Below are 24692 nucleotides of genomic sequence, written 5' to 3'. Positions count from 1 at the left end.
GGCGGCCTCACTCCGCCGCGAGGCCCACCACCAGCCAGATGAAAGCCGCGCCCGCCACCGTGCACAGCAGGGTCGAGCGGGCCGGGTGGTCGTGGTGGGCCTCGGGCAGGATCTCGGCGGCGGCCAGATAGAGGAGTACGCCGCCGAAGAAGCCCAGATAGCAGCCGAGGAGTTCGGCCGGGAGGGTGAACAGGAGAGTGGACGCCGCTCCCAGCACCGGAGCCGCCGCGTCCGCGAACAGCATCGCGAGGGCCTTGCGGCGCTCGTTGCCGTACAGGCTGGTCAGTGTGTACGTGTTGAATCCGTCGGCGAAGTCGTGGGCGACGACGGCGAGCGCGACCGCGAGGCCCATGCTGCCGCCCACCTGGAAGGCCGCGCCGAGGGCGATGCCGTCCATCAGGCTGTGGCCGACCATGGCGGAGGCGGCGGTCAGGCCCACCTCCGGCCTGCGGCTCTGGGCGGCGTGTTCGCCCTCCTCGCCCCCGTGCCCGGCGTGGCGCGCGGCGAGCAGGCGCTCCCCCGTGTGTGCGAGGAGGAAGCCGCCGACGAAGAGGAGCAGCGCCGCCGGTACGCCGAAGACCTCGCTGTCGGCGGCCTCCAGGGCTTCCGGCAGCAGGTCCAGGCCGACGACGCCGAGCATCAGTCCGCCCGCCAGGCCCAGCACGAGGTGGCGCCGGTCGGTGACGCGCTGGGCGACCCAGCCACCGAACAGCGTCATCAGGAACGCGCCGAGCGCGACGAAGACCGCCATGTGCCCTTGCTAGTCGATGCCCGGCCCACCGCGCACCTCGGGCTGGGCCGATTCGCCGCGCGGAAGGATGTCCGGTGAGTCGGACCGAACGGGTGACCGTCGGAGTCGGGGCCTGCGAGGACGCGCCCGTCGAGGAGCTGTACGCACTCGTGGTGGGCGTGCTCGCCGAGGCCCGGCTGCCGCTGACGGCCGTGGCCTCTCTCGCCACCGTCGACGTCAAGGCGGACGAGCGGGCGATCGTCGAGTGCGCGCGGCGATTCGGGGTGCCGGTCCTGTCGTACGGGGCGGAGCGCCTGGCGTCGGTGACGGTGCCGAACCCGTCCGGGCGGGCGCTCGGCGCGGTCGGCACGCCGTCCGTGGCGGAGGCGGCGGCACTTGTCGCCGGGGGCGGCGGGGCCGAACTCCTCGTGCCCAAGAGGAAGTCGGCGCCTGCGGGGCGTCCGGCCATGGCGACGTGCGCGGTGGCCCTGACACGAAACGGTGAACCCTGTGACCCTTCTCGCCCATGACCTGCGCCATCACGGCGACGCAGAGGTTCGCAACGCCTCGGATCTGACCGACCTCGCGGTCAACGTACGGTCCGACACTCCGCCGAAGTGGCTCAAGGAACGTCTCGCCGCGTCCCTGGACGCCCTCGCCGCGTACCCGGACGGCCGGGCCGCGCGGGCGGCGGTGGCGGCGCGGCACGGGCTGCCGGTGGAACGGGTGCTGCTGACGGCGGGCGCGGCCGAGGCGTTCGTACTGATCGCACGGGCGCTGCCGGCGCGGCGGCCGGTGGTGGTGCACCCGCAGTTCACGGAGCCGGAGGCGGCGCTGCGGGACGCGGGGCACGAGGTGGGGCGGGTGCTGCTGCGGGAGGCGGACGGCTTCCGGCTGGACCCGGCGGCGGTTCCCGAGGAGGCGGACCTGGTGGTGATCGGCAACCCGACGAACCCGACGTCGGTGCTGCACCCGGCGGCCCTCGTCGCCCGACTGGCGCGCCCGGGGCGGACGTTGGTCGTCGACGAGGCGTTCATGGACGCGGTGCCGGGTGAGCCGGAGGCGCTGGTGGGACGGGGCGACGTACCCGGGCTCGTGGTGCTGCGCAGCCTGACGAAGACATGGGGTCTGGCCGGGCTGCGGGTGGGGTACGTGACCGCCTCCGAGCCGGAGACCATCGCGGCGCTGGAGCGGGCCCAGCCGTTGTGGCCGGTGTCCACACCGGCGTTGGTGGCGGCGGAGGCGTGTGTGTCGCCGGAGGCGCTGGCGGAGGCTTCGTCGGCGGCGGTGCGGATCGCTGCGGATCGTGCGTATCTGGTCGCCAGACTGGGCGAGTTGGGGGCGTCCGTGCGGGTGGTCGAGGGGGCGCGGGCCTCCTTCGTGCTCGTACGGATGCCGGATGCGGCAGGGGTACGGGCACGACTGCGGACGCGGGGGTTCGCGGTACGGCGGGGCGACACGTTTCCGGGGCTCGGGGAGGAGTGGGTGCGGGTCGCGGTGCGGGACGTGGCGACGACGGACAGTTTCCTGCGGGAGCTGGGCGCTTGCGCGGGGCTTCGGGCGGTAGGTGGCTGAGCGGGGCGGGGCGGGGCGGGCCGGTGGGCACTGTGCGGGTGCGTCGTGGCTGCGCGGGGGTGACGTGCGGGTGCATCTGGCTGCGCGGGGGTGACGCGCGGGTGCGTCGTGGCTGGTCGCGCAGTTCCCCGCGCCCCTAAAAGCCTGCCCCTACCCCCCTAGCCCTCTTGGGCAGCGGGGCCGCCCCCCGGGGGCGGGACGGGTGGGCAAGGGGGCGGCCCCCACGCGAAGCACGCCACCTCCGCGACAGCACGCCCCCGACACCGCCCTGGCTACCCGCACTCCTCGCCTCCCTCTCCCTCCGTCCCCGCCCCCATCGGGCAGAGGTTCCCCTCCACCTTCCCCAGCAGCCGCAGCAGCTCCGCCCGCTCGTCCTCGTCCAGCCCCGCCAGGGTCCGTTTCTCCAGGACCGCCCACGCCTCGACGACCCGCTCGCGCAGATCGCAGCTCTGGTCCGTCGCCTCGACCAGGGACGCCCTGCGGTCCGCCGGGTCCGGGCAGCGGCGGACGTGGCCCGCCTGTTCCAGTCGCTGGAGCGACTTGGTGACCGTGGACGGGTCGAGGCCGACCGCCTTGATGAGTTCGGACTGGCGCACCGGCCCCGCCTCCCACAGGTGCATCATCACGAACTCCTGCCCCGGGTAGAGCCCCAGGCACCGCAGCACCCGCCCCGCCGCCACCCGGTGCAGCCGGGCCACCACCGACAGGGAGTGACTGACCGGGCCGCCGATGGCGGCTGCCGGGAGTGCGTCGGGACAGGCGGGGTCGGACTTCATGGTGGCTCCTCGGCTGCTGCAGAAGGTCTGCGGAAAGTCTGCGGAAAAGTCTGCGGAAAGTGATGCCCCCACTTTAGCTTGGCCGACCAAGTAATGAGTTACAGTGACGTCATCGGAATTGCTTGGCCGACCAACCTTCTCTCCTTGCCTGGGGGCATCCGTCATGACCAGCACCGCGTTCGAGTCCTACGACCTCGCCGGCACCACCCTCGCCAACCGCATAGCGATGGCCCCGATGACCCGCAGCCGGGCCGGCGCGGGCGGCGTGCCGACCGAGCTCGTGGCCGAGTACTACGCCCAGCGCGCCTCCGCCGGGCTCATCGTCTCCGAGGGCGTCCAGCCGTCCGTCGTCGGGCAGGGATATCCGTGGACCCCGGGGCTGCACAGCGACGAGCAGGTCGCGGGCTGGCGCAAGGTCACCGACGCGGTGCATGCCGCAGGCGGTGTGATCTTCGCCCAGCTCATGCACTCGGGCCGGATCGGCCACCCCTCCCTGCTGCCGGACGGCCTGACGTCGGTCGCCCCGTCCGCCGTGACTCCGGCCGGGAAGCTCTTCGCGGGTGAGGGCATGGTGGACTTCGCCGAGCCCCGCGCGCTGACCTCCGACGAGATCCACGAGACCGTACGGGACTACGCCCGCGCCGCCCGCAACGCGATCGAGGCCGGCTTCGACGGCGTCGAACTGCACGGCGCCAACGGGTACTTGATCCACCAGTTCCTGTCCTCCAACGTCAACCTCCGCACCGACGAGTGGGGCGGCGGGTCCACAGAGAACCGGATCCGGTTCGCTGTCGAGACGGTCAAGGCGGTCGCGGCCGAGATCGGCGGCTCCCGGACCGCGCTCCGCGTCTCGCCCGGCAATCCGTTCAACGACATCACCGAGGACGGCAACGTCCAGGAGGTGTACGCGGCCCTGGCGGACGCCATCGAACCGCTCGGCCTCGCCTACCTGCACACCACCGAACCCGCCCCGGAGCACCGGGAGTTCACGAAGGTCCTGCGGGCGAGGTTCTCCGGCACCTTCGTCCTCAACCCCTTCACCGAGGGCCCGACCGACCACCGTGCGCTCGGCCTGCTGGACGACGGGTCGGCGGACCTGCTGGCGTTCGGCGCGCTGTTCCTGGCCAACCCGGACCTGCCCGCCCGGCTGGCCACCGAGGGCCCGTACAACACCCCGGACCCGGCCACCTTCTTCGGCGGCACCGAGAAGGGCTTCACGGACTACCCGGTGCTCAACAAGTAGGGCAGCCGACGCAGAGAGGGCCGGGCCTCTTCAAGAGGTCCGGCCCCACCCACGTACGAGAAACGCGACAGCTACCGCACCGGCGTGAAGTCCCGCGCCCCGATGAAGTCGGGCCTGCGCACCGGGGCCGCGAACGGCTCCACCGCCTCGTTCTCCACGCTGTTGAACACGATGAAGACGTTGCTGCGGGCGTACGGGGTGATGTTGTCCCCGGAGCCGTGCATGCAGTTGCAGTCGAACCAGGTCGCCGAACCGGCCCGTCCGGTGAAGAGCCTGATGCCGTGCGCGTCCGCCATCCTCGTCAGCGCCTCGTCCGACGGGGTGCCCGCGTCCTGCATCTGGAGCGACTTCTTGTAGTTGTCCTTCGGCGTCTCGCCCGAGCAGCCCAGGAAGTGCTTGTGCGAGCCGGGCATGATCATGAGCCCGCCGTTGGTGTCCAGGTTCTCGGTGAGCGCGATCGAGACCGACACGGTCCGCATGTTCGGCAGGCCGTCCTCGGCGTGCCAGGTCTCGAAGTCCGAGTGCCAGTAGAAGCCGGAGGCGCCGAAGCCGGGCTTGACGTTGATCCGGGACTGGTGGACGTAGACGTCCGAGCCGAGGATCTGACGGGCCCTGCCCACCACCCGGGGGTCGCGTACGAGCTGCGCGAAGACGGTGCTGAGCCGGTGCACCTCGAAGACCGACCGTACCTCCTGCGACTTCGGCTCGATGATCGAGCGCTCGTCGGCCCGCACCGCAGGGTCCGCGACCAGGCGGTCCAACTCGGCCCGGTACAGGGAGACTTCGTCGTCCGAGATCAGCTGGTCGACGGTGAGGAAACCGTCCCGCTCGAAGCCGGCGAGGTCACCGGCCGCGATCGGACCCTCCGCGTCCGGGACCCAGAGGACCGGGTCCTGGCGCGGGGTGGTCACCTCGGTCGCGCCACGCGTCGGATAGAGATCACCGGTCACGGAACCTGCGGAGTTGGTCAGTACGTCGGTCATTGCTCAGGCCTCCTCGGTCAGCAGCGGGTACACGCCGTTCTCGTCATGGTCCTCCCGTCCGGTGACGGGCGGGTTGAACACGCACACGCACCGGAAGTCGGTCTTCGGGCGCATGGTGTGGCGCTCGTGGCCGTCCAGCAGGTACATGGTGCCGGGCTCGATCCAGTGGGTCTCGCCCGTCTCGTCGTTGGTGAGTTCCGCCTCGCCCTCGACGCACAGCACGGCCTCGATGTGGTTCGCGTACCACATCTGGGTCTCCGTACCCGCGTAGAGAGTCGTCTCGTGGAGGGAGAAGCCCACCTTCTCCTTGGCGAGCACGATGCGCTTGCTCTCCCAGGTTCCGGTCTTCGCCTTCACATGGCGGTCGGTTCCTTCGATGTCCTTGAACGAGCGGACAATCACGGTGACTTGGGCCTTTCTCTTACGACGGTGTGGGTGCGGGTGACGAGGTGTCAGGCGGTTTCGCGGACCGCGCGCGCCAGAGTGCGCAGACCCTCGTCGAGCTCGTCGGTGGAGATGGTGAGCGCCGGGAGCAGCTTCACGACCTCACTCTGCGGGCCCGAGGTCTCCAGGAGCATGCCGAGCTCGAAGGCGCGGCGGCAGACGGCGGTGGCACGGTCCTTGTCGGTGAACTCGATGCCCCAGACCAGGCCGCGGCCGCGGAAGCTCACGCCGGCCTCGGCGTTCTCGTCGGCGATGGCGAGCAGGGCGCGCTCGACCAGTTCGCCGCGGGCCTGGGTCTGCTTCTCCATCTGGCCGTCGGCCCAGTAGGCGTTGAGGGCCGCGGCGGCGGTGACGAAGGCCGGGTTGTTGCCGCGGAAGGTGCCGTTGTGCTCGCCCGGCTCCCAGACGTCGAGCTCCGGCTTGAACAGGCAGAGCGACATGGGCATGCCGTAGCCGCTGATGGACTTCGAGAGGGTGACGATGTCCGGCGTGATGCCCGCCTCCTCGAAGGAGAAGAATCCGCCGGTGCGGCCGCAGCCCATCTGGATGTCGTCGACGATCAGGAGCATGTCCTGGCGGTGGCACAGCTCCTGGAGTGCGCGCAGCCACTCTGCGCGGGCGACGTTGATGCCGCCCTCGCCCTGGACCGTCTCGACGATCACGGCGGCGGGCTTGTTGAGGCCCGAGCCCTGGTCCTCCAGGAGTCGCTCGAACCACATGAAGTCCGGCACCGTGCCGTCGAAGTAGTTGTCGAACGGCATCGGCGTGCCGTGCACGAGCGGGATGCCGGCCCCGGCGCGCTTGAAGGCGTTGCCGGTGACGGCGAGCGAGCCCAGCGACATGCCGTGGAAGGCGTTGGTGAAGGACACGACCGACTCGCGGCCCTTGACCTTGCGGGCCAGCTTGAGTGCGGACTCGACGGCGTTGGTGCCCGTCGGGCCGGGGAACATCACCTTGTACGGGAGGTCTCGGGGCCGCAGGATCACGTTCTGGAAGGTCTCCAGGAACGCCCGCTTGGCGGTCGTCGCCATGTCGAGGCCGTGCGTGATGCCGTCGCGCTCGATGTAGTCGATCAGGGCGCGTTTCAGGACCGGGTTGTTGTGCCCGTAGTTGAGGGAGCCGGCGCCGGCGAAGAAGTCCAGGTAGGTGTGGCCGTCCTCGTCGTGGAGGTGGCTGCCCTGCGCGCGGTCGAACACGGCGGGCCAGCTGCGGCAGTAGCTGCGCACCTCGGACTCGAGGGTTTCGAAGACACTGAGGGCGGGGGGCGTGATGGTCACTGCGGTCTCCTGGGGTGGGGAGAGGGCGGGTGTACGAAGAAGAAGTCGGGGGGGGGCGCGGCACTGCTCGGGCCGCGACGGGGCCGGCCGGGGCCCGGGGTGCGACGGAGCCGGTCCGGTGCCGGGCCTGCGACAGGCCCGCGACGGGGTTGATCCGGCGCCGGGCCCCGACGAGGCCGATCCGGCGCCGGGCCGCGGCCCGGCCGGTCCGGCTCAGGCCGCGACGGGGCTGATCCGGTACAGCACCTCGGGCAGGTGGCTCTCGCCCGAGTCCTCGGGGAACAGCCCTCCGTCGAAGAGGACTTCACGGCTCAGGGACGCGCCGCGCCGCTCGGCGTACGAGGTGAACAACCGGTCGGACGGGACGTTGTCCGGGGTCACGGTCGTCTCGACGGTGCTGATGCCGTGGCTGGCGGCGACCCTCGTGGTCAGCGCGTCCAGCAGGGCAGCCGCCAGACCGCGGCCGCGGTGTTCGCCGTCCACCGCGACCTGCCAGACGACCAGCGTCTCGGGGCGCTCCGGGCGGACGTAGCCGGTGATGAAGGCGATCGGGTCGCCACCTGGCCGGTCGCGGGCGACCACCGAGGTCGCCGCGAAGTCGCGACACCACAGGAGGTAGCTGTACGAGGAGTTCAGGTCCAGGACCTTGGAGTCGCGGGCGATGCGCCAGATCGCGGCTCCGTCCTCCACTCGTGGGCTGTCGATCTCCGGGTCGGCGCCTTCCATAAGCTGCGTGGTTACTGGGTCTGCTTGTGCGGCAGTCATGTCGAGGAAATTTACCGAGTGAATTCGAAAAATGCATTGCGGCACGGGGTTGGCCAAAAGGATCATCCGTGTTATCGCGCGGGCGCGGGCCCGCCGCGAGCCGGTCGCGAATCAAGGCGATTTGCCCGGAAATTACCGGGCAAATCGCCTTGCGTGTGGGGTCGGTCACATGCCCGTAACCGCCTCGAACCGGCTACGAAACCTTGGCGTTTAGGCTCCGGAGGAGCGGGCATAAGAAAACGGGAAGCTGCGGTGAATAAGCAGCTTCCCGTTTTCTGTCGAATTCCTGTGGGCCCCGGGGAATCCCCCGTAATTCAATTGCGAATTATTCGCCCGGCCAGGTTTCCGTCACGGCTTCCCGGGCAGAAGCGATGTCCGCGGTCCGCCCGAAGGCCTGCAGCGCCCCGCCCAGTGCCGCCAGTGCGGCCTGCACCACCTCGCGCGTCGCATCGGTGCCGTAGTGGTTGACCCGGATCATTTCCTTGGCCAGCGCCCCTCCGCCCGCGACCAGCGGCACCGAGGGGTCGAGGGCGAGGGCCTTCGCGACCAGCTCGCCCGCGTCCGGGCCGCCCGTCACGCGCAGGGTCGTCGCCACGGGTGCCGCATCCCCCGCCTCGTACACGAACGGCTCGATCCCGCCGCCGAGCGCGAGCGCACCCGCCCGCGTCGCCGCGGCGGCCGCCGCGTGCCGTCCCATGACGGCGTCGAGGCCCTCGGCCCCGATCCGCTCCAGGCAGGCCTCCAGCGACAGCATCTCCAGCTGCGCCGGAGCGAACATCAGCGCCTTGCGGCCGCCGTCGATCCACCGCGCCTTCCAGTCGAGGAGCGAGAGGTACGAGGCGCGGGGCGCGTCCGGGTTGGCGGCGAACCGCTCCCAGGCCCGCGCGCTCACCGAAACCGCCGACACTCCGGCGGGCCCGCCCATCGCCTTCTGCGCACCGATGACGCACATGTCGACGCCCCACGCGTCGGGGGTGACCGGCTCGGCGCCGACCGACGCGACGGCGTCCAGGTAGAACAACGCGCCGTGCGCACGCACCACTTCGCCGATCTCGGCGACCGGGTTGGTGTTGCCCGTGGCCGCCTCCGCGTGCACCAGCGACACGAAGTCGATCTCCGGGTGGGCGGCCAGCGCCTCGCGCACCTGGTCCGCGGTGACGGCCGTGTGGAACGGCACCACGAGGTCCACCACACTCGCCCCGCAGTCCCGCAGCCAGTTGCCGAAGGTCTGCCCGTAGGGCCCGGTGACGATGTTCAGGGCGCTCGATCCGCGCGGGGCGCCGGCCCGGATGCACGCCTCCAGCGGCAGCAGCGCCTCGCCCTGCATGATCACCACGTCCTGCTCGGTGGAGAGCAGGTCCGCGACCTTCTGCTCGATGCGGGCGAAGTCCACGGCGGTGACGGGAGACAGGTCCAGCAGGGGATGTGTCACGACGGTGCTCTCTTCGGATCAGTCTTCGGATCAGTGTTCGGGGCTACCCGGTCGAGCGTAGCCGCCTTCCCCCGGACCCTCCCGGCAGCTCCGCCCGACGGACGGCCGACCGCCCCGGGCGGCGCCTCGTACAGTGCGGGGATGAGCGATCACAAGGTGCTGCACGTGAAGGGGCGGGTGCTGGTCGGGCCCGACGACGTACGGGACGAGCTGTGGGCGGTGGACGGCCGTATTACTTACGAACGTCCCACGGGTGTACGGGAGTTGGCGACGGTCGAGGGCTGGGCACTGCCGGGGCTCGTCGACGCGCACTGCCACGTCGGGCTCGACCGGCACGGGGCCGTGGACGCGGCGACGAGCGAGAAGCAGGCGCTCACCGACCGGGGCGCCGGGACGCTGCTGATCCGGGACGCCGGGTCGGCGGCGGACACCCGCTGGATCGACGACCGGGAAGACCTGCCCAAGATCATCCGGGCGGGCCGGCACATCGCCCGCACCCGCCGCTACATCCGCAACTACGCGCACGAGATCGAGCCGGGCGACCTGGTGGCGTACGTGGCGGCCGAGGCGCGCAGGAGCGACGGCTGGGTCAAGCTCGTCGGCGACTGGATCGACCGCGAGATCGGCGACCTGGCCCCCTGCTGGCCGCGCGGAGAGGTGGAGGCGGCGATCGCGGAGGCTCACCGGCTGGGCGCGCGCGTCACCGCCCACTGCTTCGCCGAGGACTCGCTGCGGAACCTGGTCGAGGCGGGCATCGACTGCATCGAGCACGCGACGGGGCTCACCGAGGACACCATTCCGCTCTTCGCGGAGCGAGGCGTCGCCATCGTCCCCACCCTGGTGAACATCGCGACGTTCCCGCACCTCGCGGACGGCGGCGAGGCCAAGTTCCCGCGCTGGTCGGCCCATCTGCGGAATCTGCACGCCCGCCGGTACGACACGGTGCGTGCGGCGTACGACGCGGGCATCCCGATCTTCGTCGGCACGGACGCCGGAGGCTCACTCGCGCACGGTCTGGTCGCCGAGGAGGTGGCCGAACTGGTGAAGGCCGGTATTCCGGTACGGGCCGCGCTGGACGCCACCGCGTGGGGCGCGCGGGAGTGGCTGGGGCGGCCGGGCCTGGAGGAGGGCGCGCCCGCCGACCTCGTTGTGTACGAGGCGGATCCCCGGGCGGACGTACGGGTGCTGGGGGCGCCGCGGCACATCGTCCTGAACGGGCGCGTGGTGGAGGGCGGTTGACACGGCGGTGACGCGGGGGCGGCTCCGTTCGTTGTACGTCTTCATGGGCGCGCCCCCGGAAAGGCGGGGTGGACGGGGCTGACGCGAACGCCCGTACCGGAAGAAGCGAACGTACGGGCGGAAACCCCCCTTTGGGGTGAACTCACGCCGGGTACCTGTTCATTCACCCTCAGTGCGTAAAGATTCCGGTGTCTCGGTCGCCGACCGCCGACCGCCCCGACCCACGGTGTCCCCCGTGGTGGGTGGTGCCGTCCGGCGACGCCATTCACTTGTGGGGGTTCCACCGCCTTGAACAGCTCTCTCTTCCGCATGCCCGCACGCCGGACCGCCGTGGGGTCGGCGGCGCTGCTGACCGTCGCTCTCGCCACCGGCTCGGCACACGCCACCGACCGTCCCTCGTCGGAGCCGGGCAGGGCCAACGCGTCGGTGCTGCGCGCCGGACTCGACGTGTCCCTGCTCAACAAGACGCTGAACGTGCCGGTGAAGGCCTCGCTCAACGAGGTGCGGGCACCGGCGAGCGCGGAACGCACGGCACTCACCGTCCGGGTGGACGGCGTCGACAAGGGGCGGCCGGTCTCGATGCTGCGCGCCGACGTCGCCACCGCGAAGGCAACGGTGGAGGGCGACCGGGCCGAGGCCCGCTCGGAACTCGCCCACGCCAAGGTGCACGTGCCGGGGCTGCCGCTGCTCTCGCTCATCGAGGTCGAGAAGGTCACCTCGAAGTCGGTGTGCGTGGCGGGCGCACGGCCTCAGGCGGAGGCGAACGTACTGGGCCGGGTGACGGTACTGGGCAAGCGGGTCACGCTGAGCGCGGGCGGGGTGAGCCGGGTGACGGTCCCGGCGGTGGGCGAGGTCGCCCTCACCCTCTCAAAGACGCACACGTCGACACGGACGGCGGCCGCGGCGGCGCTGGAGCTGAAGGTGTCGGTGAACCCGCTGAAGCTGAACGTGGCGGAGGTGGAGGGGGTGGTGACGTTGGCGGAGACAGGGTGCACGGTGCCGGATGTGCGGACGGTGCGGCCGCAGACGGCCGGGGCGGTGAAGGTGGCGCCAACGCCTGCGCCTGAGGCGGCGAACCTGGCGGAGACGGGGGGCGGTTCGGCGACGCCGTATCTGGTGGGTGGCGCAGTGGTGCTGCTGGCAGCGGGCGGAGGGGTGGCCGCACGGGGGCGCAGGCGCGCATAGGCCGGGGCGAGGGGGCGGGCTCCGCATGGGGGCCGCCCCCTCGCCCACCCGGGGGCGGCCCCGCCGCCCAAGGAGGCTAGAGGGTAAGGGGCAATCTTTTAGGGGCGCGGGGAACTGCGCGACCAGCCACGACGCACCCGCACAACGACCCACCGGCCCGCGCCTGCGCAACGCCCACCACCCCGCGCCTGCAAAACGACCCACCGCCCCGCGCCTAAGCGGCCCTCACCCCGCCAGCGCCCCCAACACCCGCTCCACATCCCCCACCCCGTTGTAAAGGTGGAACGACGCCCGCAGGTTCCCCGCACGGGCGGACACCCTGACGCCTGCTCGGGCCAGTGTGTCCGTCCGGTCCCCCAGTCCCGGCACGGCCACCACCGCCGAACCCGGTGCCGCCACCGGCGTGTGCCCCAGGGCCCTGAGGCCGTCCCGGAACAGGTCCGCGAGGGCGACGTTGTGGGCGTGGACGGCCTCGACCCCGAGCGACTCCAGCAGCCCGAGCGACTCCACCGCCCCCTCGTAACAAAGGAACGGCGCCGATGCGTCGAACCGCCGCGCCGACGAGGCGAATGCGGTCACCGGGCCGTACGTGCTCCCCCACATGTCCTCCGCCGCCAGCCACCCCGCCTGCACCGGCACGGTCCGCTCCTGCGCCTCTTGCGACACCGTCAGGAACGACGTACCGCGCGCACACAACAGGTACTTGTACGCCGCGGCCACCGTGTAGTCGTAAAGGCCCGCCGAGACCGGCAGCCAGCCGGCCGCCTGGGACGTGTCCAGCAGGGTGCGCGCACCGTATGCGGCGGCCGCCGCCCGGATCGCCGCGTCGTCGGCGATCCGGCCGTCCGCGGACTGCACCGCCGACCAGGCCACCAGCGCCGTCTCCTGGCGCACCTCGGCGGCCAGTTCCGCCAGGGGTACGTACCGCACCTTCAGGTCGCCCCGGGCGGAGAAGGGCGTGACGAGCGACGCGAACTCACCCTCGGGGGCGAGGACTTCGCTCCCGGCCGCAAGCGACGCCGCGACCACCGCCACGTGCACGGAGACCGAGGTGCCGACCGCCACCCGGTCCGCCCCGACGCCGACCAGCCGCCCGTACGCGGCGCGCGCGAGGTCGAAGGACTCGAAGGAGCCGGGGTTGGCGTGGGCGCCGGTGGCGCCCTGCCGGACGAGTTCCGTGACCGCCTCGACCGTACGGCGCGGAGTCAGGCCGTACGACGAGGTGTTGAGGTACGCGACCTCGGGGGCGAATTCCTCGGGGGCGAGGTTGCGGAGGGGAGAAGTAGTCATGCGGAAGACTGTGCCCGCACCACCAACTCCGCGTCCACCACTCCCCGTTAAGAAATCCCGAGGTCACACGGCCGCGAGGTCACACGGCCACGAGGCCACCCGGCGAAGAGGTCACGCGCAGTTGCCGTCCACGTCGCAGGTCTCGCCCTCGGCCCCGGTGGAGGCGGCGAGCGTCGTCAGCGGGCCCCGCCCCTTCCAGGCCTGCTCCAGCGCCTGCGTGAAGACCTCCGCGGGCTGACCGCCGGAGACCCCGTAGCGGCGGTCGAAGACGAAGAACGGCACGCCGTTCGCGCCCAGTTCGGCCGCCTCGCGCTCGTCGGCGCGCACCTCGTCGGCGTACGCGTCCGGGTCGGCGAGCACCGCGCGCGTCTCGGTCTCGTCGAGCCCGGCCGCCACCGCCAGCTTCACCAGCACCTCGTCGTCGAAGACGGACTGCTCCTCGGCGAAGTTCGCCCGGTAGGCGAGGTCGAGCAGCTCGCTCTGCAGGCCGCGCGCCTTCGCCAGGTGCAGGACACGGTGGATGTCGAAGGTGGAACCGCTGTCCCGGCCCTCGGCCAGGTAGCCGAGACCCTCCGCGTGCGCGTTGGAGGCGACGGTGGCCTCCATGGCCTGCGCCTGCTCGCGCGTACGGCCGTACTTCTGGGCCAGCAGATCCAGGACGGGGACGACATCGCCCTTGGCGCGGTTCGGGTCCAGCTCGAAGGAGCGGTGCACGACCTCGACGTCGCCGCGGTGCGCGAAGGCGTCCAGCCCCTTCTCGAAGCGGGCCTTGCCGACATAGCACCAGGGGCACGCGATGTCGGACCAGATCTCTACGCGCAGGGGTACGGGCGTGGTCATGATTCTCTGTCTCCCGGTCTCACACATGTACAAGCGTCAACAAATGCAGCAATGAGGTCAACCGGAGAGGGCCTCCGCACATTCCCGGGCGCCTCTTCTCCTTCCCGGGCGCCTCCTCTCCTCCCCGGACGCCTCCTCTCCCTCCCGGGCTCCTCCCCCGCACGGCGGAGGCGGATCGTCAGCGGGCAGGAGGTGCGGACCCGGCCGGGACGGGAGCGTGGAGGCATGACCTCGACACCGCTCGCCCCCACAGCCCGCCCTGCCGGCCGGCCCCGCACCGCCTCCCCCGCCCGCCGTGCCCTCCGTGTCGTCGCGATCGCCTCGTGCGTCCCGTATCTCGCCCTCAAGATCAGCTGGATCGCGGGCGGCCGGCTCGGCATCCCGGACGGCAGTGCGCTGCTGGAAGAGCCGACGGTCATGGCCGTCGCCAACTCCGTGACCGTGCTGATGGACGCCTGCGTCATCGTGCTGGCGCTGCTGCTCACCCAGGCGTGGGGGCGTCGGGTGGCCGCCCCTGTGCTGGTGCTGCCGATGTGGGCGGCGTCCGGGCTGCTCGCCCCGATCATGGTGGCCTTTCCGCTGCAGCTGCTGACCGGCGGCGCGATCGGCGTGGCCCCCGGGGAGGGCGAGCCCTTCCTCGATCCGTGGGTGTTCGGGCTGGTGTACGGCGGCTTCATCGTGCAGGGGCTGACGCTGGGGTCGCTGTTCGTGCTGTACGCACGGGAGCGCTGGGGGCACCTGTGGCAGGGCACGGTCGGTGAACTCCCCTGCCCGTCGGTGACGGCGCGTGCCACCGGCCTGGTGGCCGCGCTGCTGGCCGCGCTCTGCTCCGTACCGCATCTGCTCGAAGCCGCCACCGGGCAAGCGGCCGGGGCCACCGAACCGCTCGGCACCGACGCCCGGCTGGTCACGGGTGTGCACGGCGCCTTCGCCGTGGTCGCCGTCGCCGGGCTGCTGATGCTCGCCCTTCGGCTCGGCGGCCGGGTGCCGCTGCGGGTGCCGCTGGCGCTGGCCTGGACGGGTGTGGGCGTGCTGGGCTGCTGGGGCGGCTGGATGCTGGCCACCGCGGGGACCGGAATCGAAGGCACGGACTCGACCCCGGTGCTGACGACGCTGGCCTACGCTGTCCAGGTGATCACCGGCCTCCTCGCCCTCGCGGGCGGCATCTCCTTCTTCGCACAGCTGCGGCGGCGGCACTGCGCATGAGCCAACGGGCCCTGCGGGCACGGCTGTTCGGCCACAAGGCCCGGATCGGCTGGCTCCATCTGGTCGTGGGCGGCGCCCTGTTGATGCCGTTCTATCTGCTCACGACCGTGTTCGTCGGGCCGTTGACCGGCAGCGACAACCCCTTCGTCTCCGTGCCGGTCCAGCTCCTGGCCTTCGCCGCGACCCTGCCGCTGACCGCGGTCTTCGGGCTGCTCGCCCCGGCCAGGCCGCTGTCGGTGGGGGCGATCAGGGCGCTCGGGCTGCTGCCTGACCTGCCGTCCGGGGAGCGGCTCGCGGACGGGCCCGCCAGGACGCGGGCGACGCGGGTGCGAACCTCCGGTTGGTTCGTCCTGCACGTCACCCTCGGCGGGATCATCAGCGGGGCCTCGCTCGCGCTGACCCCGTTCGCGGCCGTGCTGATCGCGCTGCCGTTCGCGTCCGGACTGCGGGACTCCCGGCTCGGAATGCCCCGGATCTTCGAGCACACCTGGGCGGTGGCGCTCTCGCCGGTCGCCGCAATCGCCTCCATGCTGGCGCTGGCCGCCGTGAGCGCCGGGGCCGCCGCGCTGCTCGCCAGGTCGGCCCCCGTACTCCTCGGCCCCGCCCCCGCCGACCGGCTGGCGGCGGCCGAGCGCCGGGCCGCCGACCTCGCCGTGCGCAACCGGCTGGCCCGTGAGCTGCACGACTCGGTGGGGCACGCGCTGAGCGCGGTGACGCTCCAGGCGGGCGCCGCCCGCAAGGTCCTCGACAGCGGGCGGGCCTCGGACGTGGAGTTCGTACGGGAGGCGCTGGAAGCGATCGAGGAGACCACCCGGCGCACGGTCGGCGAACTCGACGCCGTACTGGGGGTGCTGCGGCGCGGCGAGGACGACCCGGAGGGCTTCGCGGGTCCGACCCTCGACGTACTGGACGAGCTCCTCGCCCGCAGTGGCGCCGACGTCGCGTGCGCCCGCGAGGGCGAGCTGGCGAAGGTGCCCGAGCCGGTGTCCCGGGAGGCGTACCGGATCGTCCAGGAAGGTCTGAGCAACGCGCTGCGGCACGCCGGCGGCGCACCTGTTTCCCTGCACATCGCCCTGCGCGACGAGGAGTTGGAGATCGTGATGGAGAACCCGCTGCCCGACCGGCCCGCGGTGGTACGCCCCGGGGGCGGCCGGGGCCTGCGCGGCGTGGCCGAACGCGCCACCCTGCTCGGCGGGCGTACGGAGGCCGGGCCGGAGGACGGGCCGGTGTGGCGGCTCTCGGCACGCCTGCCGATCGCGGGCGGGAGCCTCCGATGAGTACCCCGCCGAACATCCCGAAGCCGAACATCCCGCAGCCGAACACCCCGCAGCCAAGCACCCCACAGCCCCCGTCCCCCGTCCGTCTCGTCGTCGCCGACGACGAGCGCATGGTGCGTACCGCCCTGCGCGTCATCCTCGACGCCGAGCCCGACCTGGAGGTCGTCGGCGAGGCGACGACCGGCGCGGAGGCGGTGTCCGTGGTGCGGGCGCTGCGGCCCGACGTGGTCCTCATGGACGTACGGATGCCGGAGATCGACGGCATCCGCGCCACCGAGCAGATCCTCGCCACCCTCGCCGAGCCGCCCCGGATCGTCGTCGTCACCACCTTCGAGAACGACTCCTACGTGTACGACGCGCTGCGCGCGGGCGCCGCCGGTTTCCTGCTGAAGCGGGCGGCGGCCGAGGACCTGGTGCAGGCGGTGCGGCTCGTCGCCCGGAGCGACAGCCTCCTGTTCCCGGCGGCGGTGCGTGCGCTGGCCGCCGAGTACGGCCACCGCAAAGAGGCGGCGTCGGCGCCGTGGGTGGCCAGGCTCACCGAGCGGGAGTCCTCGGTGCTGCGGCTGATGGCGAAGGGCCTGACCAACGCGGAGATCGCGGCCGCCCTGGGTTTCGGCGCGGCGACGGCGAAGAGCCATGTGGCGGCGGTGCTGGCGAAGACCGGGGCCAGGGACCGTACCCAGGCGGTGATCGTGGCGTACGAATCGGGTTTCATCCAGCCCCGCTGACCCCGGCAGCCGCTTCCTCAGTCGTCTCGTCCACCTCACCCGCCGCATGAAGAAAGTATGAGAAGGGGCACGTAACGGAACTTGTGCCTGCCCGCCGCTCGTCCTCTTCCACAGGATGAACAAGACGATCAGGCACGCCGCCGTCTTCTGCATGCTGCTCGTCCTCGCACTGCTGGTGCGGGTGACCTGGGTACAGGCGTACGACGGCAAGGCGCTCGCGCAGAACAAGGACAACCGGCGGAACATCGTCGCGCAGTACGCGCACCCGCTCGGGAACATCATCGTGGCCGGCTCGCCGGTCACCGGATCGACGAAGACGGAGGGCAGTGACCTCGCGTACAAGCGCACCTACACCGAAGGCGAGCTCTACGCGGCCGTCACCGGCTACAGCTCGCAGGTGTACGGCGCGACCCAGCTGGAAGGCGTCTACAGCCACGTCCTCGACGGCACCGACGACCGGCTGAAGAGCCCTTCCGACCTGCTCCAGGGCAAGCACACCCGGCCGGGCAACGTGGTGACGACGCTCGATGCGGCCGTGCAGAAGGCCGCGTACGAGGCGCTCGGCGACACCAAGGGCGCGGCCGTCGCGATCGACCCGAAGTCCGGCCGGATCCTCGGCATGGTCAGCACCCCGTCGTACGACCCGTCGAAGATCGCCGGGCAGAACGACGGCGAGGCGTGGAAGAAGCTGTCCTCGGGCAACGACGAGAACAAGGCGATGACGAACCGGGCGATGCGCCAGCCGCTGCCGCCCGGCTCCACGTTCAAGCTGGTCGTGGCGTCGGCGGCGCTGGAGAACGGTCTGTACGACTCGGTGGACACCGCGACGGACAGCCCCGACCCGTACACCCTGCCCGGCACCACGCAAGTCCTGCACAACGAGAACAGGTCCGCCCCCTGCGAGAACGCCACCCTCCGCGCGGCCCTCAAGTACTCCTGCAACAACGTCTTCGCGAAGCTGGCCGTGGACCTCGGCCAGGACAAGGTGAAGGCGACGGCGGAGAAGTTCGGCTTCAACGACGATAAGCTGGACGTGCCGGTACGGGCGTACGAGAGCTCCTACCCCAAGGGCATGGACAAGGCGCAGACCGGGCTGTCCGGCATCGGTCAGTTCGATGTGACGGCGACGCCGCTGCAGATGGCGATGGTGTCGGCGGCGCTCGCCAACGGCGGCGAGCTGGCGGCCCCGCACATGGTGTCCGAGGTGACGAGCGCGGGCGGCGACACCCTGGAGAAGCACAAGGACGCGTCCACCCGGGTCGTCTCGGAGCGCACCGCCGAGCAGCTGCGCAGCGCGATGGTCACGGTCGTCGAGGAGGGCACGGGCACCAACGCCAGGATCCCGGGCGCCGAGGTCGGCGGAAAGACGGGCACCGCGCAGCACGGCCTGAACAACAGCAAGACGCCGTACGCCTGGTTCACGTCGTACGCGAAGGACGCGTCGACCGGCAAGGAGGTCGCGGTGGCGGTCCTCATCGAGGACTCGGGCGCGGCCCGCTCGGAGGTCAGCGGAAACGGTTTGGCGGCGCCGGTTGCCCAGAAGATGATGAAGGCCGCACTGGGCGGATGAGCCGCCCGGAAACCCGAGGGGGGTCTTCGGTGCCGCACACGCCACCGGTTCTGGCCGGTCTGGACGCGATCGGCTGGGGATCCCTCTCCCATTCCTACGGTTCGGCGGCCGATGTCCCCGGTCATGTCCGGGACGTGCTGGTTCCCGGACGGGCCGAGGACGCGGTCGACGAACTGTCGATGAGCGTCCACCACCAGGGCGGGCACATCTGCCCGGCCGCGCCCCCGCTGCTGCCGTTCCTGGTGGGTCTTGCGGCGGACCCGGCGGTGACGGTGCGCGCCGAACTCCTCGATCTGATCGGCAGCCTGGCGCAGGCGGGCGCCGAGTCCGAGGAGCGGTTCGTGGACCCGGGCTGGGGCGCCGCCTGGGAGCAGGCCGTTCCGCTGCTGCTGGGGCTGCTGGCGGACCCGGATCCCGCCGTCCGCAGGGGCTGTCTGTTCCCCCTCTCGTACGGCGGGGCGCGCACGGCGGAGGAGCTGTGGGCGGCCCTGGAGCGCGAGGAGGACCCGGCGACCCGGTTCGCCCTGCTCGACGCACTGACGGAGTTGGCGCTCCAGCACCCTCAGGAGGCTTCTTCGGTACGGAGGCTGAGGGAAGCGGCGCTGGGTGCCCGAGCCCCGCTGGAACGGCTCGCTGCGGCCGTCGGAGTCCGGCGCGCGGCCTCCGACGGGCCCGACCCGGAGCTCACGGCGGTCGTCGCGCAGTCGCTGCGGGACATGGACCTCGGCGTACTCGCCGAGGAGGTGGGCGCGACCTGGGGATTCGGGGACCCGGCCGGTCTGGTGCCGTGGGCGGTGGACGCGTTCGGCGCCGACCGGGAGGGCCGGATCGTCCTGGTACGGGGCCTGCTGGCGTCTCCGGACGCGAAGCGCCGGGCGGGTGCGCTGCGCAGTGCGGCGGCGGTACTGGGCCGGTGGCGTTCGGCGGCGCCGGCCCTGCTGCCGGAGGTGGCGGGGCTGCTGGCGGACGAGGACCCGGCGAACCGGCGGTTCGCGGCCCGGGTGCTCGGCATGTGCGGGGAAGCGGCACGGCCGTGGGCGGACGGACTGGCGGGGCTTGCGGGGGCGGACGGGCCGGCGGGGGCCGCCGGCCCGGGCGGCTCGGTGTCCCGGTGGAGCGCGGGCAGGAGCCGCCTCTTCGGGGGCGTCGCAAGAGCGCGGGCCGCCCCCTCCCATGACGAGGAGACCCGGCAGGCCCGGAACACCGCCCTGTGGGCGCTCGCCCGGCTCGGGGACGTCCGGGCCGTGGGCCCGTTGGCAGCCCGTCTGCCGAAGGGGCGGACTGGGTTCGCCACCCATCAGACGTACGCCGACGGCTGGGCGCTGCACGACCTGAGCCTGCTGGAGGTCCTCGGTCCGCTCTCCGGGCACTCGGCAGCACTGCTGCCCGCGCTACGGCGCGCTCTGGCCGCCGCCAAGGGGCTCGACGAGCGCCGCACCCTGTGCCAGGTCCTCGGGGAATGGGGCCCGTCGGCAGCCCCTGCGATACCGGAGCTGGCCGCCCTCCTCGGCACCCGCGCCGCCGTATGGGCACTCCAGGCGCTCGCCGCGATCGGACCGGAGGCGGCTGCCGCCCTGGACCCCGCCCGGCTGCGCGCCCTCGCACAGGCACCGGCGACGGACCACTTCGTACCGCGCGAACTGGGCCTGGCGTACTGGCGCCTCACCGGCGACCCGGGCCCCGCGCTCGACGTACTGCTGCCGGACCTGGAGGAGAGATACGTCCATCACGCCCCGGCCGAGTTCCTGGCCGAGCTCGGCCCCGGGGCCGCCCCGTACCTGGACCGGCTGCGGGCCGCGCTCCCCGCGTACTCCGAGAGCTGGCTGCCGATGACCATCGGCTACGCGCTGTGGCGGATCACCGGCGAGAGCGAGGAGGCGGTGCCGCTGGTGCTCGGCGCGCTGGGGCCGCTGTCCGAGCCGGGCCGGAGCGCGGACCCCGCCATGACCGTCGCCGTACGACACCTGACGGAGATCGGCCCGGAGGCGGTCCGGCAGGCGGGGCCGGTACTGGAGCGGCTCGTCGCCGCCGACGAGCGGCCGGTCCGGCACGGCAACTGGCGGTCCGTGCCGGACGACGACGCGTTGCGCGCGGCGGCTCTCGCCGCGCTCAACACCCTTCCCGAGCGGGTTACTTCACGCCCGCCCACCGCTTGACGGTCGCCTCGGCCTCGGCGCGCTCCTCCGGGACGAGCTTGGAGATCAGGGCGCCGTGGTTGGAGTTCGGGGCGACGTAGAGGTGCGAGTCGCGCTTCGAGGGGCGGTAGCGCTCCGCGCTCCACGGGTCGTTCTGCCCGTACACGAACATCATCTGCTTGCCCTGCTTGTTGACCCATCGGTCGACGTCCTTGGCGTCCCAGCCGCTGTACGAGGTGCGCATGTCGGCGGGGAGCAGGGAGTTGGGCTGGTAGATGTCCGGGTAGTTGCGGACGTCGCGCAGGTGCTTGAACTTCAGGTCGGCCCAGCCGAGCTGGGCGGCGGCCTGGCGGTAGTACGGGCCGGTGCCGGCGGGGCCCGCGTCGGCGTCGGAGTAGGGCGACAGGCCGTGGCCGAGGGACCAGTCGTACAGCTCCTTGTCGGTGGCCTTCTTGGCATCGGGGACCGTCGGGCAGTTGGTGTACGAGCCGGACTGCCAGAAGTTCCAGACCTGGTCCAGGACGGAGAACTCGTAGGCCCGGTCGGTGGTGCCGAGCTGCTTGAAGGTGAGCTTCTGCTCCTTGGCGGTGGCCTCGAACATCGGCAGCAGCGCCTTGCGGCGGACCAGCATCTCGCGCTGCACGGCGTCGAGCGCGGTACGGCACTCGGGCGTGCCGACGGTCTTGAAGAAGTTCTCGTAGACACGGTCGTCGCGGTTGTCCGCGTCGTTGGGGGCGACGTAGGCGACGACGGCGTCCAGGTCGTCCGGGTAGAAGCGCTCGTGGTAGACCTGCGTCATACCGCCCTTGCTGGCGCCGGTGCCCAGCCACTTCGCCCGGTAGACGGTCTTCATGGCCTCGACGATGCGGTGCTCGTCGGCGGCCTCCTGCTGGATGGTCAGCTTGCGCCAGTCGGTCTTCCCCGCGGGGACGGACTTGTCGAAGAAGCGGTGCTCGACGCTGACCTGGTTGGCACCGAGGAGCGTGGTGAGCTCACGGGTGCTGGAGGAGAGGGTGTAGCCGCCGGTGTAGTGGACCATCGGGGCGCGCTCGTCCTTGTGCCACAGCGTGAACTGCTGTTCGAAGGTGCCGCGGCGCGGGTTGCTGTGGTCGATGGGCTGTCTCAGCATCAGGGTGAAGAAGGGGCGCCCCTCCTTCTGGATCTCCGAGACGATCCGCAGGCCGGGAATCTTCTCCAGCTTCTCTCGGACGGTGGCCGCCTGGGCCGCCGCACCTGCCTCTGCGGTGGGCGCCGCGGTGGCGGCGCTGCCGGTGAGCACGCTGGTGGCGGCTATGACTCCGGCACAGAACAGGGCGGGAAGTACCTTGGTACGCACGCTGATTCCCCTCGGGCGGACGGTGACGCAGTGATGTTTGCGTCGCAGCCACGCATGTTATGCACGGCAGCCCGCCCGACGGCAGCCCCTGGGGTCCGTCCGGCGGATCCTAAACACCCGGGGACCACTTCGGGTCGCGGCCGCCGAGGCCTACCACCCGGTCCAAAAAGGGCGATCCGTACGGTACGTCGACGACCGGGCCGAACATCGGGGCACGGGCCGGATTGTCCGCCTCCGGGGCCAGCAGGGCGTACACCACCTGAAGGCTCGGCTTGTCGCAGTCGAAGGCCTGGCCGGTGGCGCGGGCCAGGTCCCAGCCGTGCAGGACGAGCTCGTCGAGGGCGATCTGGGCGGCGACCCCGGCGGGCAGGGTCGTGCCGCCCGCGGCGGTGGTGCCGTCCCAGGCCTCCTGACGGTGCCAGGATTCGGCGAGTTCGGCGAGCTGGCGCGGGAGGCGGTGGCGCCAGTCGGCGGGGAGCGCGGGGCACTGGGGAGCAGCCCCGGCTTCGGCCTCGGGGTGCGGCTGCTTCCGCGCGGCGGCGCGGAACGCGGCGGTCAGCCCGCAGAGGTGGGCAAGGAGGTCCCGCACAGTGAAGCCGGCGCAGGGCGTGGGCGCGCCCAGCCGGGCGTCGGGGACTCCTCCGACGAGGCGGGCGAGCCTCTGGGCCGCCGGTTCGAGGTCGAACACGACGGCGGTGGGGGCAGCGGTCGTGGTGAGGGTCATGGGGTCCCTTTCCCTGTCAGCGGCGTCGAAGGGGAGACCCGGGGTGCCGCAAAAACTCATCGGTCGGGGCCAAAATTCGCGCTGACCTGCGGGAACTCCCGTGTCAGCATGGGCAGATGAGCGATGACACCTCGATACGGCGCCTCGATCTGGGGCACTTCGTACGGCCCGCGAGCGAGACCGGCACCGGACAGGACCGCGCGGAGGCGGTACTGGCGTACCTGGTGCGGCGGCCGGAGGGGCTGCTGCTCTTCGACACCGGGCTCGGCAGCGGAAGCGCGGAGACCGACGCCCACTACCGGCCGCGGCGGCGGGACTTGACCCAGGCGCTGGCGGACGCCGGTGTCGGCCCCGAAGATCTGGCCGCCGTCGTCAACTGCCATCTCCACTTCGACCACATCGGCGGCAACCCGCTCCTCGCCGGGCTGCCCGTGTTCGTCCAGGCGAAGGAACTGGCGACGGCTCGGGCCGGTGACTACACGATCGGCACACTGGTGGATCCGCCGGACGGGCGACCCCTGGCGTACGAGGAGCTGGACGGCGAGGCGGAGATCTGGCCGGGCGTGAGGCTCGTCCCCACCCCTGGGCACACGGCGGGGCACCAGTCGCTGGTGGTGGAGCGCGGACCCGGGCAGGGCGGGACGACGGTGCTGGCGGGGCAGGCGTACGACTTCGCCTCCGAATACGGCCACGCGGAACTGGCGGCCCGCGTGGGCCTGGGGCCCGCGGACCGGCCGTGGCTGGCGCGGCTGGCCGAATTCGCCCCGCAGCGGGTGCTGTTCGCACACGACCGGGCCGTCTGGACGCCGTAGCGCTGCACGAGAACACCCCGCCAGGCCCCCGTAGCACCTCACGAAGGGCACCCCCAGAAGACCGTCCAGGACCCGTAACGCACCACAAGGCGACCGAATTTCCCCGGCCTTGTCGCGAAACGCCGGGCAGGGCCATCCACTTGACTCGGCACCACCGGCTCCCTAGCGTCGCGACGGTTGGCCGGCCCCGTCGGCGCTCCACCGCGGACACCCCCGAGGAGACTCCTCCCATGCCCGATGCTCCCCGCACTCTCCTGCTCACCGGCGCGGCCGGCGGCATCGGCACGCTGATGCGGGGGCTGCTCCCCGCGTACGGATACGAGCTGCGACTCTTCGACGCGACACCCATCGAGGGCGAACCGACCGCGGTGACCGCCGACCTCGGCGACAAGCACGCGCTGCGCGAGGCCGTCGAGGGGGTCGACGCGATCGTGCACCTGGCGGGCATCTCCCTGGAGGCCCCCTTCGAGAAGATCCTCCGCTCGAACATCGAGGGGACGTACAACCTCTATGAGGCGGCGCGGGAGGAAGGGGTGCGCAGGATCGTGCACGCCTCCAGCAGCCACGCGGTCGGCTTCACCCCGATGCCCGGCGCGGACGGCCCCCTGGTGCCCGCGGACACCCCGCACCGCCCGGACACCTTCTACGGCCTGTCCAAGGCGTTCGGCGAGGACCTCGCGCAGCTGTACTGGGACCGGGACGGCCTGGAGACGGTGTCCGTGCGGGTCGGCGCGTGCTTCATGGAGCCGACCACGGTGCGGATGCTGTCGCTGTGGCTGAGCCCGGGAGACGCCGCCCGCCTCTTTGATGCGGCGCTGACCGCACCGCGGGTCGGGCACACCGTGGTGTACGGCTCGTCCGCCAACACCCGGCTGCGCTGGGACCTTTCCACCGCCCGCGCCCTCGGGTACGTACCGCGCGACGACTCCGAGCAGTACGCCGAGAAGCTCCTCGCCGAGCAGGGCGAACCCGCCCCCGGGGACCCGGACCACGACTTCGTGGGCGGCTCGTTCTGCACCGACCCGCCGCAGTGGCCGTACTGAGGCCGGTATGCGGGCCCGGCCGTCAACGGTTGGGGGGAGCCGGCCGGGCCCGGTGCCGCAGGGCCTTCCGCGCCCGGCGTAC

The 24692-nt window shown here is 72.0% G+C and carries 23 protein-coding genes; 12 read left to right on the top strand and 11 right to left on the bottom strand.

Features of this window, described 5'->3' with window-relative positions; genetic code table 11:
* Positions 1-7: 7 nt before the first annotated feature.
* On the bottom strand, positions 8-751 hold the full coding sequence (locus AB0D18_RS11045; protein ID WP_362415262.1) for a ZIP family metal transporter: 744 nt from the start codon (positions 749-751) through the stop codon (positions 8-10).
* Between the two features lie 74 nt (positions 752-825).
* On the opposite strand from AB0D18_RS11045, the gene AB0D18_RS11040 reads away from it, so the two are divergent.
* Both AB0D18_RS11040 and cobC read left to right on the top strand, forming a co-directional pair.
* Positions 826-1260: a cobalamin biosynthesis protein gene (locus AB0D18_RS11040; RefSeq protein WP_362415260.1), complete on the top strand. Its 435-nt coding sequence runs from the start codon at positions 826-828 to the stop codon at positions 1258-1260.
* The gene (gene cobC / locus AB0D18_RS11035) at positions 1241-2305 is read left to right on the top strand and encodes an Rv2231c family pyridoxal phosphate-dependent protein CobC (protein ID WP_362415258.1); all 1065 of its coding nucleotides are present in this window, start codon (positions 1241-1243) and stop codon (positions 2303-2305) included. The genes AB0D18_RS11040 and cobC overlap by 20 nt, the downstream gene beginning before the upstream one ends.
* Before the next feature lie 272 nt (positions 2306-2577).
* On the opposite strand, the gene AB0D18_RS11030 is transcribed toward cobC, so the two are convergent.
* Positions 2578-3081: a MarR family winged helix-turn-helix transcriptional regulator gene (locus tag AB0D18_RS11030; protein ID WP_362415256.1), complete on the bottom strand. Its 504-nt coding sequence runs from the start codon at positions 3079-3081 to the stop codon at positions 2578-2580.
* Between the two features lie 163 nt (positions 3082-3244).
* On the opposite strand from AB0D18_RS11030, the gene AB0D18_RS11025 reads away from it, so the two are divergent.
* Positions 3245-4324: an alkene reductase gene (locus AB0D18_RS11025; protein ID WP_362415254.1), complete on the top strand. Its 1080-nt coding sequence runs from the start codon at positions 3245-3247 to the stop codon at positions 4322-4324.
* A 71-nt stretch (positions 4325-4395) separates the two neighbouring features.
* On the opposite strand, the gene thpD is transcribed toward AB0D18_RS11025, so the two are convergent.
* From thpD to AB0D18_RS11000, 5 genes are all read right to left on the bottom strand, one after another.
* Positions 4396-5307, bottom strand: coding sequence for an ectoine hydroxylase (gene thpD, locus AB0D18_RS11020; protein ID WP_362415252.1), 912 nt, complete (start codon positions 5305-5307; stop codon positions 4396-4398).
* Positions 5308-5310: 3 nt separating this feature from the next.
* Complete coding sequence (locus AB0D18_RS11015; RefSeq protein WP_362415251.1) at positions 5311-5709, bottom strand: ectoine synthase; 399 nt, start codon at positions 5707-5709, stop codon at positions 5311-5313.
* A gap of 50 nt (positions 5710-5759) precedes the next feature.
* Entirely contained in the window at positions 5760-7028 is a 1269-nt protein-coding gene (ectB, locus tag AB0D18_RS11010) for a diaminobutyrate--2-oxoglutarate transaminase (protein WP_362415249.1), read from the bottom strand.
* 213 nt (positions 7029-7241) lie between these two features.
* Entirely contained in the window at positions 7242-7793 is a 552-nt protein-coding gene (gene ectA / locus AB0D18_RS11005; protein ID WP_362415247.1) for a diaminobutyrate acetyltransferase, read from the bottom strand.
* 325 nt (positions 7794-8118) lie between these two features.
* On the bottom strand, positions 8119-9225 hold the full coding sequence (locus AB0D18_RS11000) for an aminotransferase class V-fold PLP-dependent enzyme (protein WP_362415245.1): 1107 nt from the start codon (positions 9223-9225) through the stop codon (positions 8119-8121).
* 141 nt (positions 9226-9366) lie between these two features.
* On the opposite strand from AB0D18_RS11000, the gene AB0D18_RS10995 reads away from it, so the two are divergent.
* Entirely contained in the window at positions 9367-10464 is a 1098-nt protein-coding gene (locus AB0D18_RS10995) for an amidohydrolase family protein (protein WP_362415243.1), read from the top strand.
* Between the two features lie 309 nt (positions 10465-10773).
* On the top strand, positions 10774-11649 hold the full coding sequence (locus AB0D18_RS10990; protein ID WP_362415241.1) for an SCO1860 family LAETG-anchored protein: 876 nt from the start codon (positions 10774-10776) through the stop codon (positions 11647-11649).
* A 225-nt stretch (positions 11650-11874) separates the two neighbouring features.
* On the opposite strand, the gene AB0D18_RS10985 is transcribed toward AB0D18_RS10990, so the two are convergent.
* Complete coding sequence (locus AB0D18_RS10985) at positions 11875-12939, bottom strand: aminotransferase class V-fold PLP-dependent enzyme (protein WP_362415239.1); 1065 nt, start codon at positions 12937-12939, stop codon at positions 11875-11877.
* A 111-nt stretch (positions 12940-13050) separates the two neighbouring features.
* Positions 13051-13761, bottom strand: coding sequence for a DsbA family oxidoreductase (locus AB0D18_RS10980; protein WP_362415340.1), 711 nt, complete (start codon positions 13759-13761; stop codon positions 13051-13053).
* Positions 13762-14004: 243 nt separating this feature from the next.
* Here AB0D18_RS10980 and AB0D18_RS10975 point away from each other — a divergent pair, with 243 nt between their 5' ends.
* From AB0D18_RS10975 to AB0D18_RS10955, 5 genes are all read left to right on the top strand, one after another.
* Complete coding sequence (locus AB0D18_RS10975) at positions 14005-14985, top strand: hypothetical protein (RefSeq protein ID WP_362415237.1); 981 nt, start codon at positions 14005-14007, stop codon at positions 14983-14985.
* Positions 14982-16262: a histidine kinase gene (locus tag AB0D18_RS10970; protein WP_362415235.1), complete on the top strand. Its 1281-nt coding sequence runs from the start codon at positions 14982-14984 to the stop codon at positions 16260-16262. Before AB0D18_RS10975 ends, AB0D18_RS10970 begins: the two co-directional genes overlap by 4 nt.
* A complete protein-coding gene (locus AB0D18_RS10965; RefSeq protein ID WP_362415233.1) occupies positions 16259-16990 on the top strand; it encodes a response regulator transcription factor in 732 nt (243 codons plus the stop codon). The genes AB0D18_RS10970 and AB0D18_RS10965 overlap by 4 nt, the downstream gene beginning before the upstream one ends.
* Positions 16991-17105: 115 nt before the next feature.
* A complete protein-coding gene (locus AB0D18_RS10960) occupies positions 17106-18560 on the top strand; it encodes a penicillin-binding transpeptidase domain-containing protein (RefSeq protein WP_362415231.1) in 1455 nt (484 codons plus the stop codon).
* Positions 18561-18589: 29 nt separating this feature from the next.
* A complete protein-coding gene (locus AB0D18_RS10955) occupies positions 18590-20716 on the top strand; it encodes a hypothetical protein (protein ID WP_362415230.1) in 2127 nt (708 codons plus the stop codon).
* Here the strand turns inward: AB0D18_RS10955 and AB0D18_RS10950 are convergent.
* Together AB0D18_RS10950 and AB0D18_RS10945 are read right to left on the bottom strand one after the other, a co-directional pair.
* Complete coding sequence (locus AB0D18_RS10950) at positions 20691-22031, bottom strand: S28 family serine protease (RefSeq protein ID WP_362415228.1); 1341 nt, start codon at positions 22029-22031, stop codon at positions 20691-20693. The two genes, AB0D18_RS10955 and AB0D18_RS10950, sit on opposite strands and share 26 nt — an antisense overlap.
* Before the next feature lie 109 nt (positions 22032-22140).
* The gene (locus tag AB0D18_RS10945) at positions 22141-22755 is read right to left on the bottom strand and encodes a TIGR03086 family metal-binding protein (protein ID WP_362415226.1); all 615 of its coding nucleotides are present in this window, start codon (positions 22753-22755) and stop codon (positions 22141-22143) included.
* A 116-nt stretch (positions 22756-22871) separates the two neighbouring features.
* On the opposite strand from AB0D18_RS10945, the gene AB0D18_RS10940 reads away from it, so the two are divergent.
* Positions 22872-23567 (top strand): N-acyl homoserine lactonase family protein, encoded by a 696-nt coding sequence (locus AB0D18_RS10940; RefSeq protein ID WP_362415224.1) that lies wholly within the window; start codon positions 22872-22874, stop codon positions 23565-23567.
* A gap of 230 nt (positions 23568-23797) precedes the next feature.
* Entirely contained in the window at positions 23798-24610 is an 813-nt protein-coding gene (locus AB0D18_RS10935; RefSeq protein WP_362415222.1) for an NAD(P)-dependent oxidoreductase, read from the top strand.
* Positions 24611-24692: the final 82 nt, after the last annotated feature.

Source organism: Streptomyces sp. NPDC048442 (assembly GCF_040651475.1).
Taxonomy (GTDB): Bacteria; Actinomycetota; Actinomycetes; order Streptomycetales; family Streptomycetaceae; genus Streptomyces.
The sequence above is the reverse complement of the archived record's forward strand: the minus strand, read 5'-3'. Positions and strand labels throughout refer to the sequence as shown.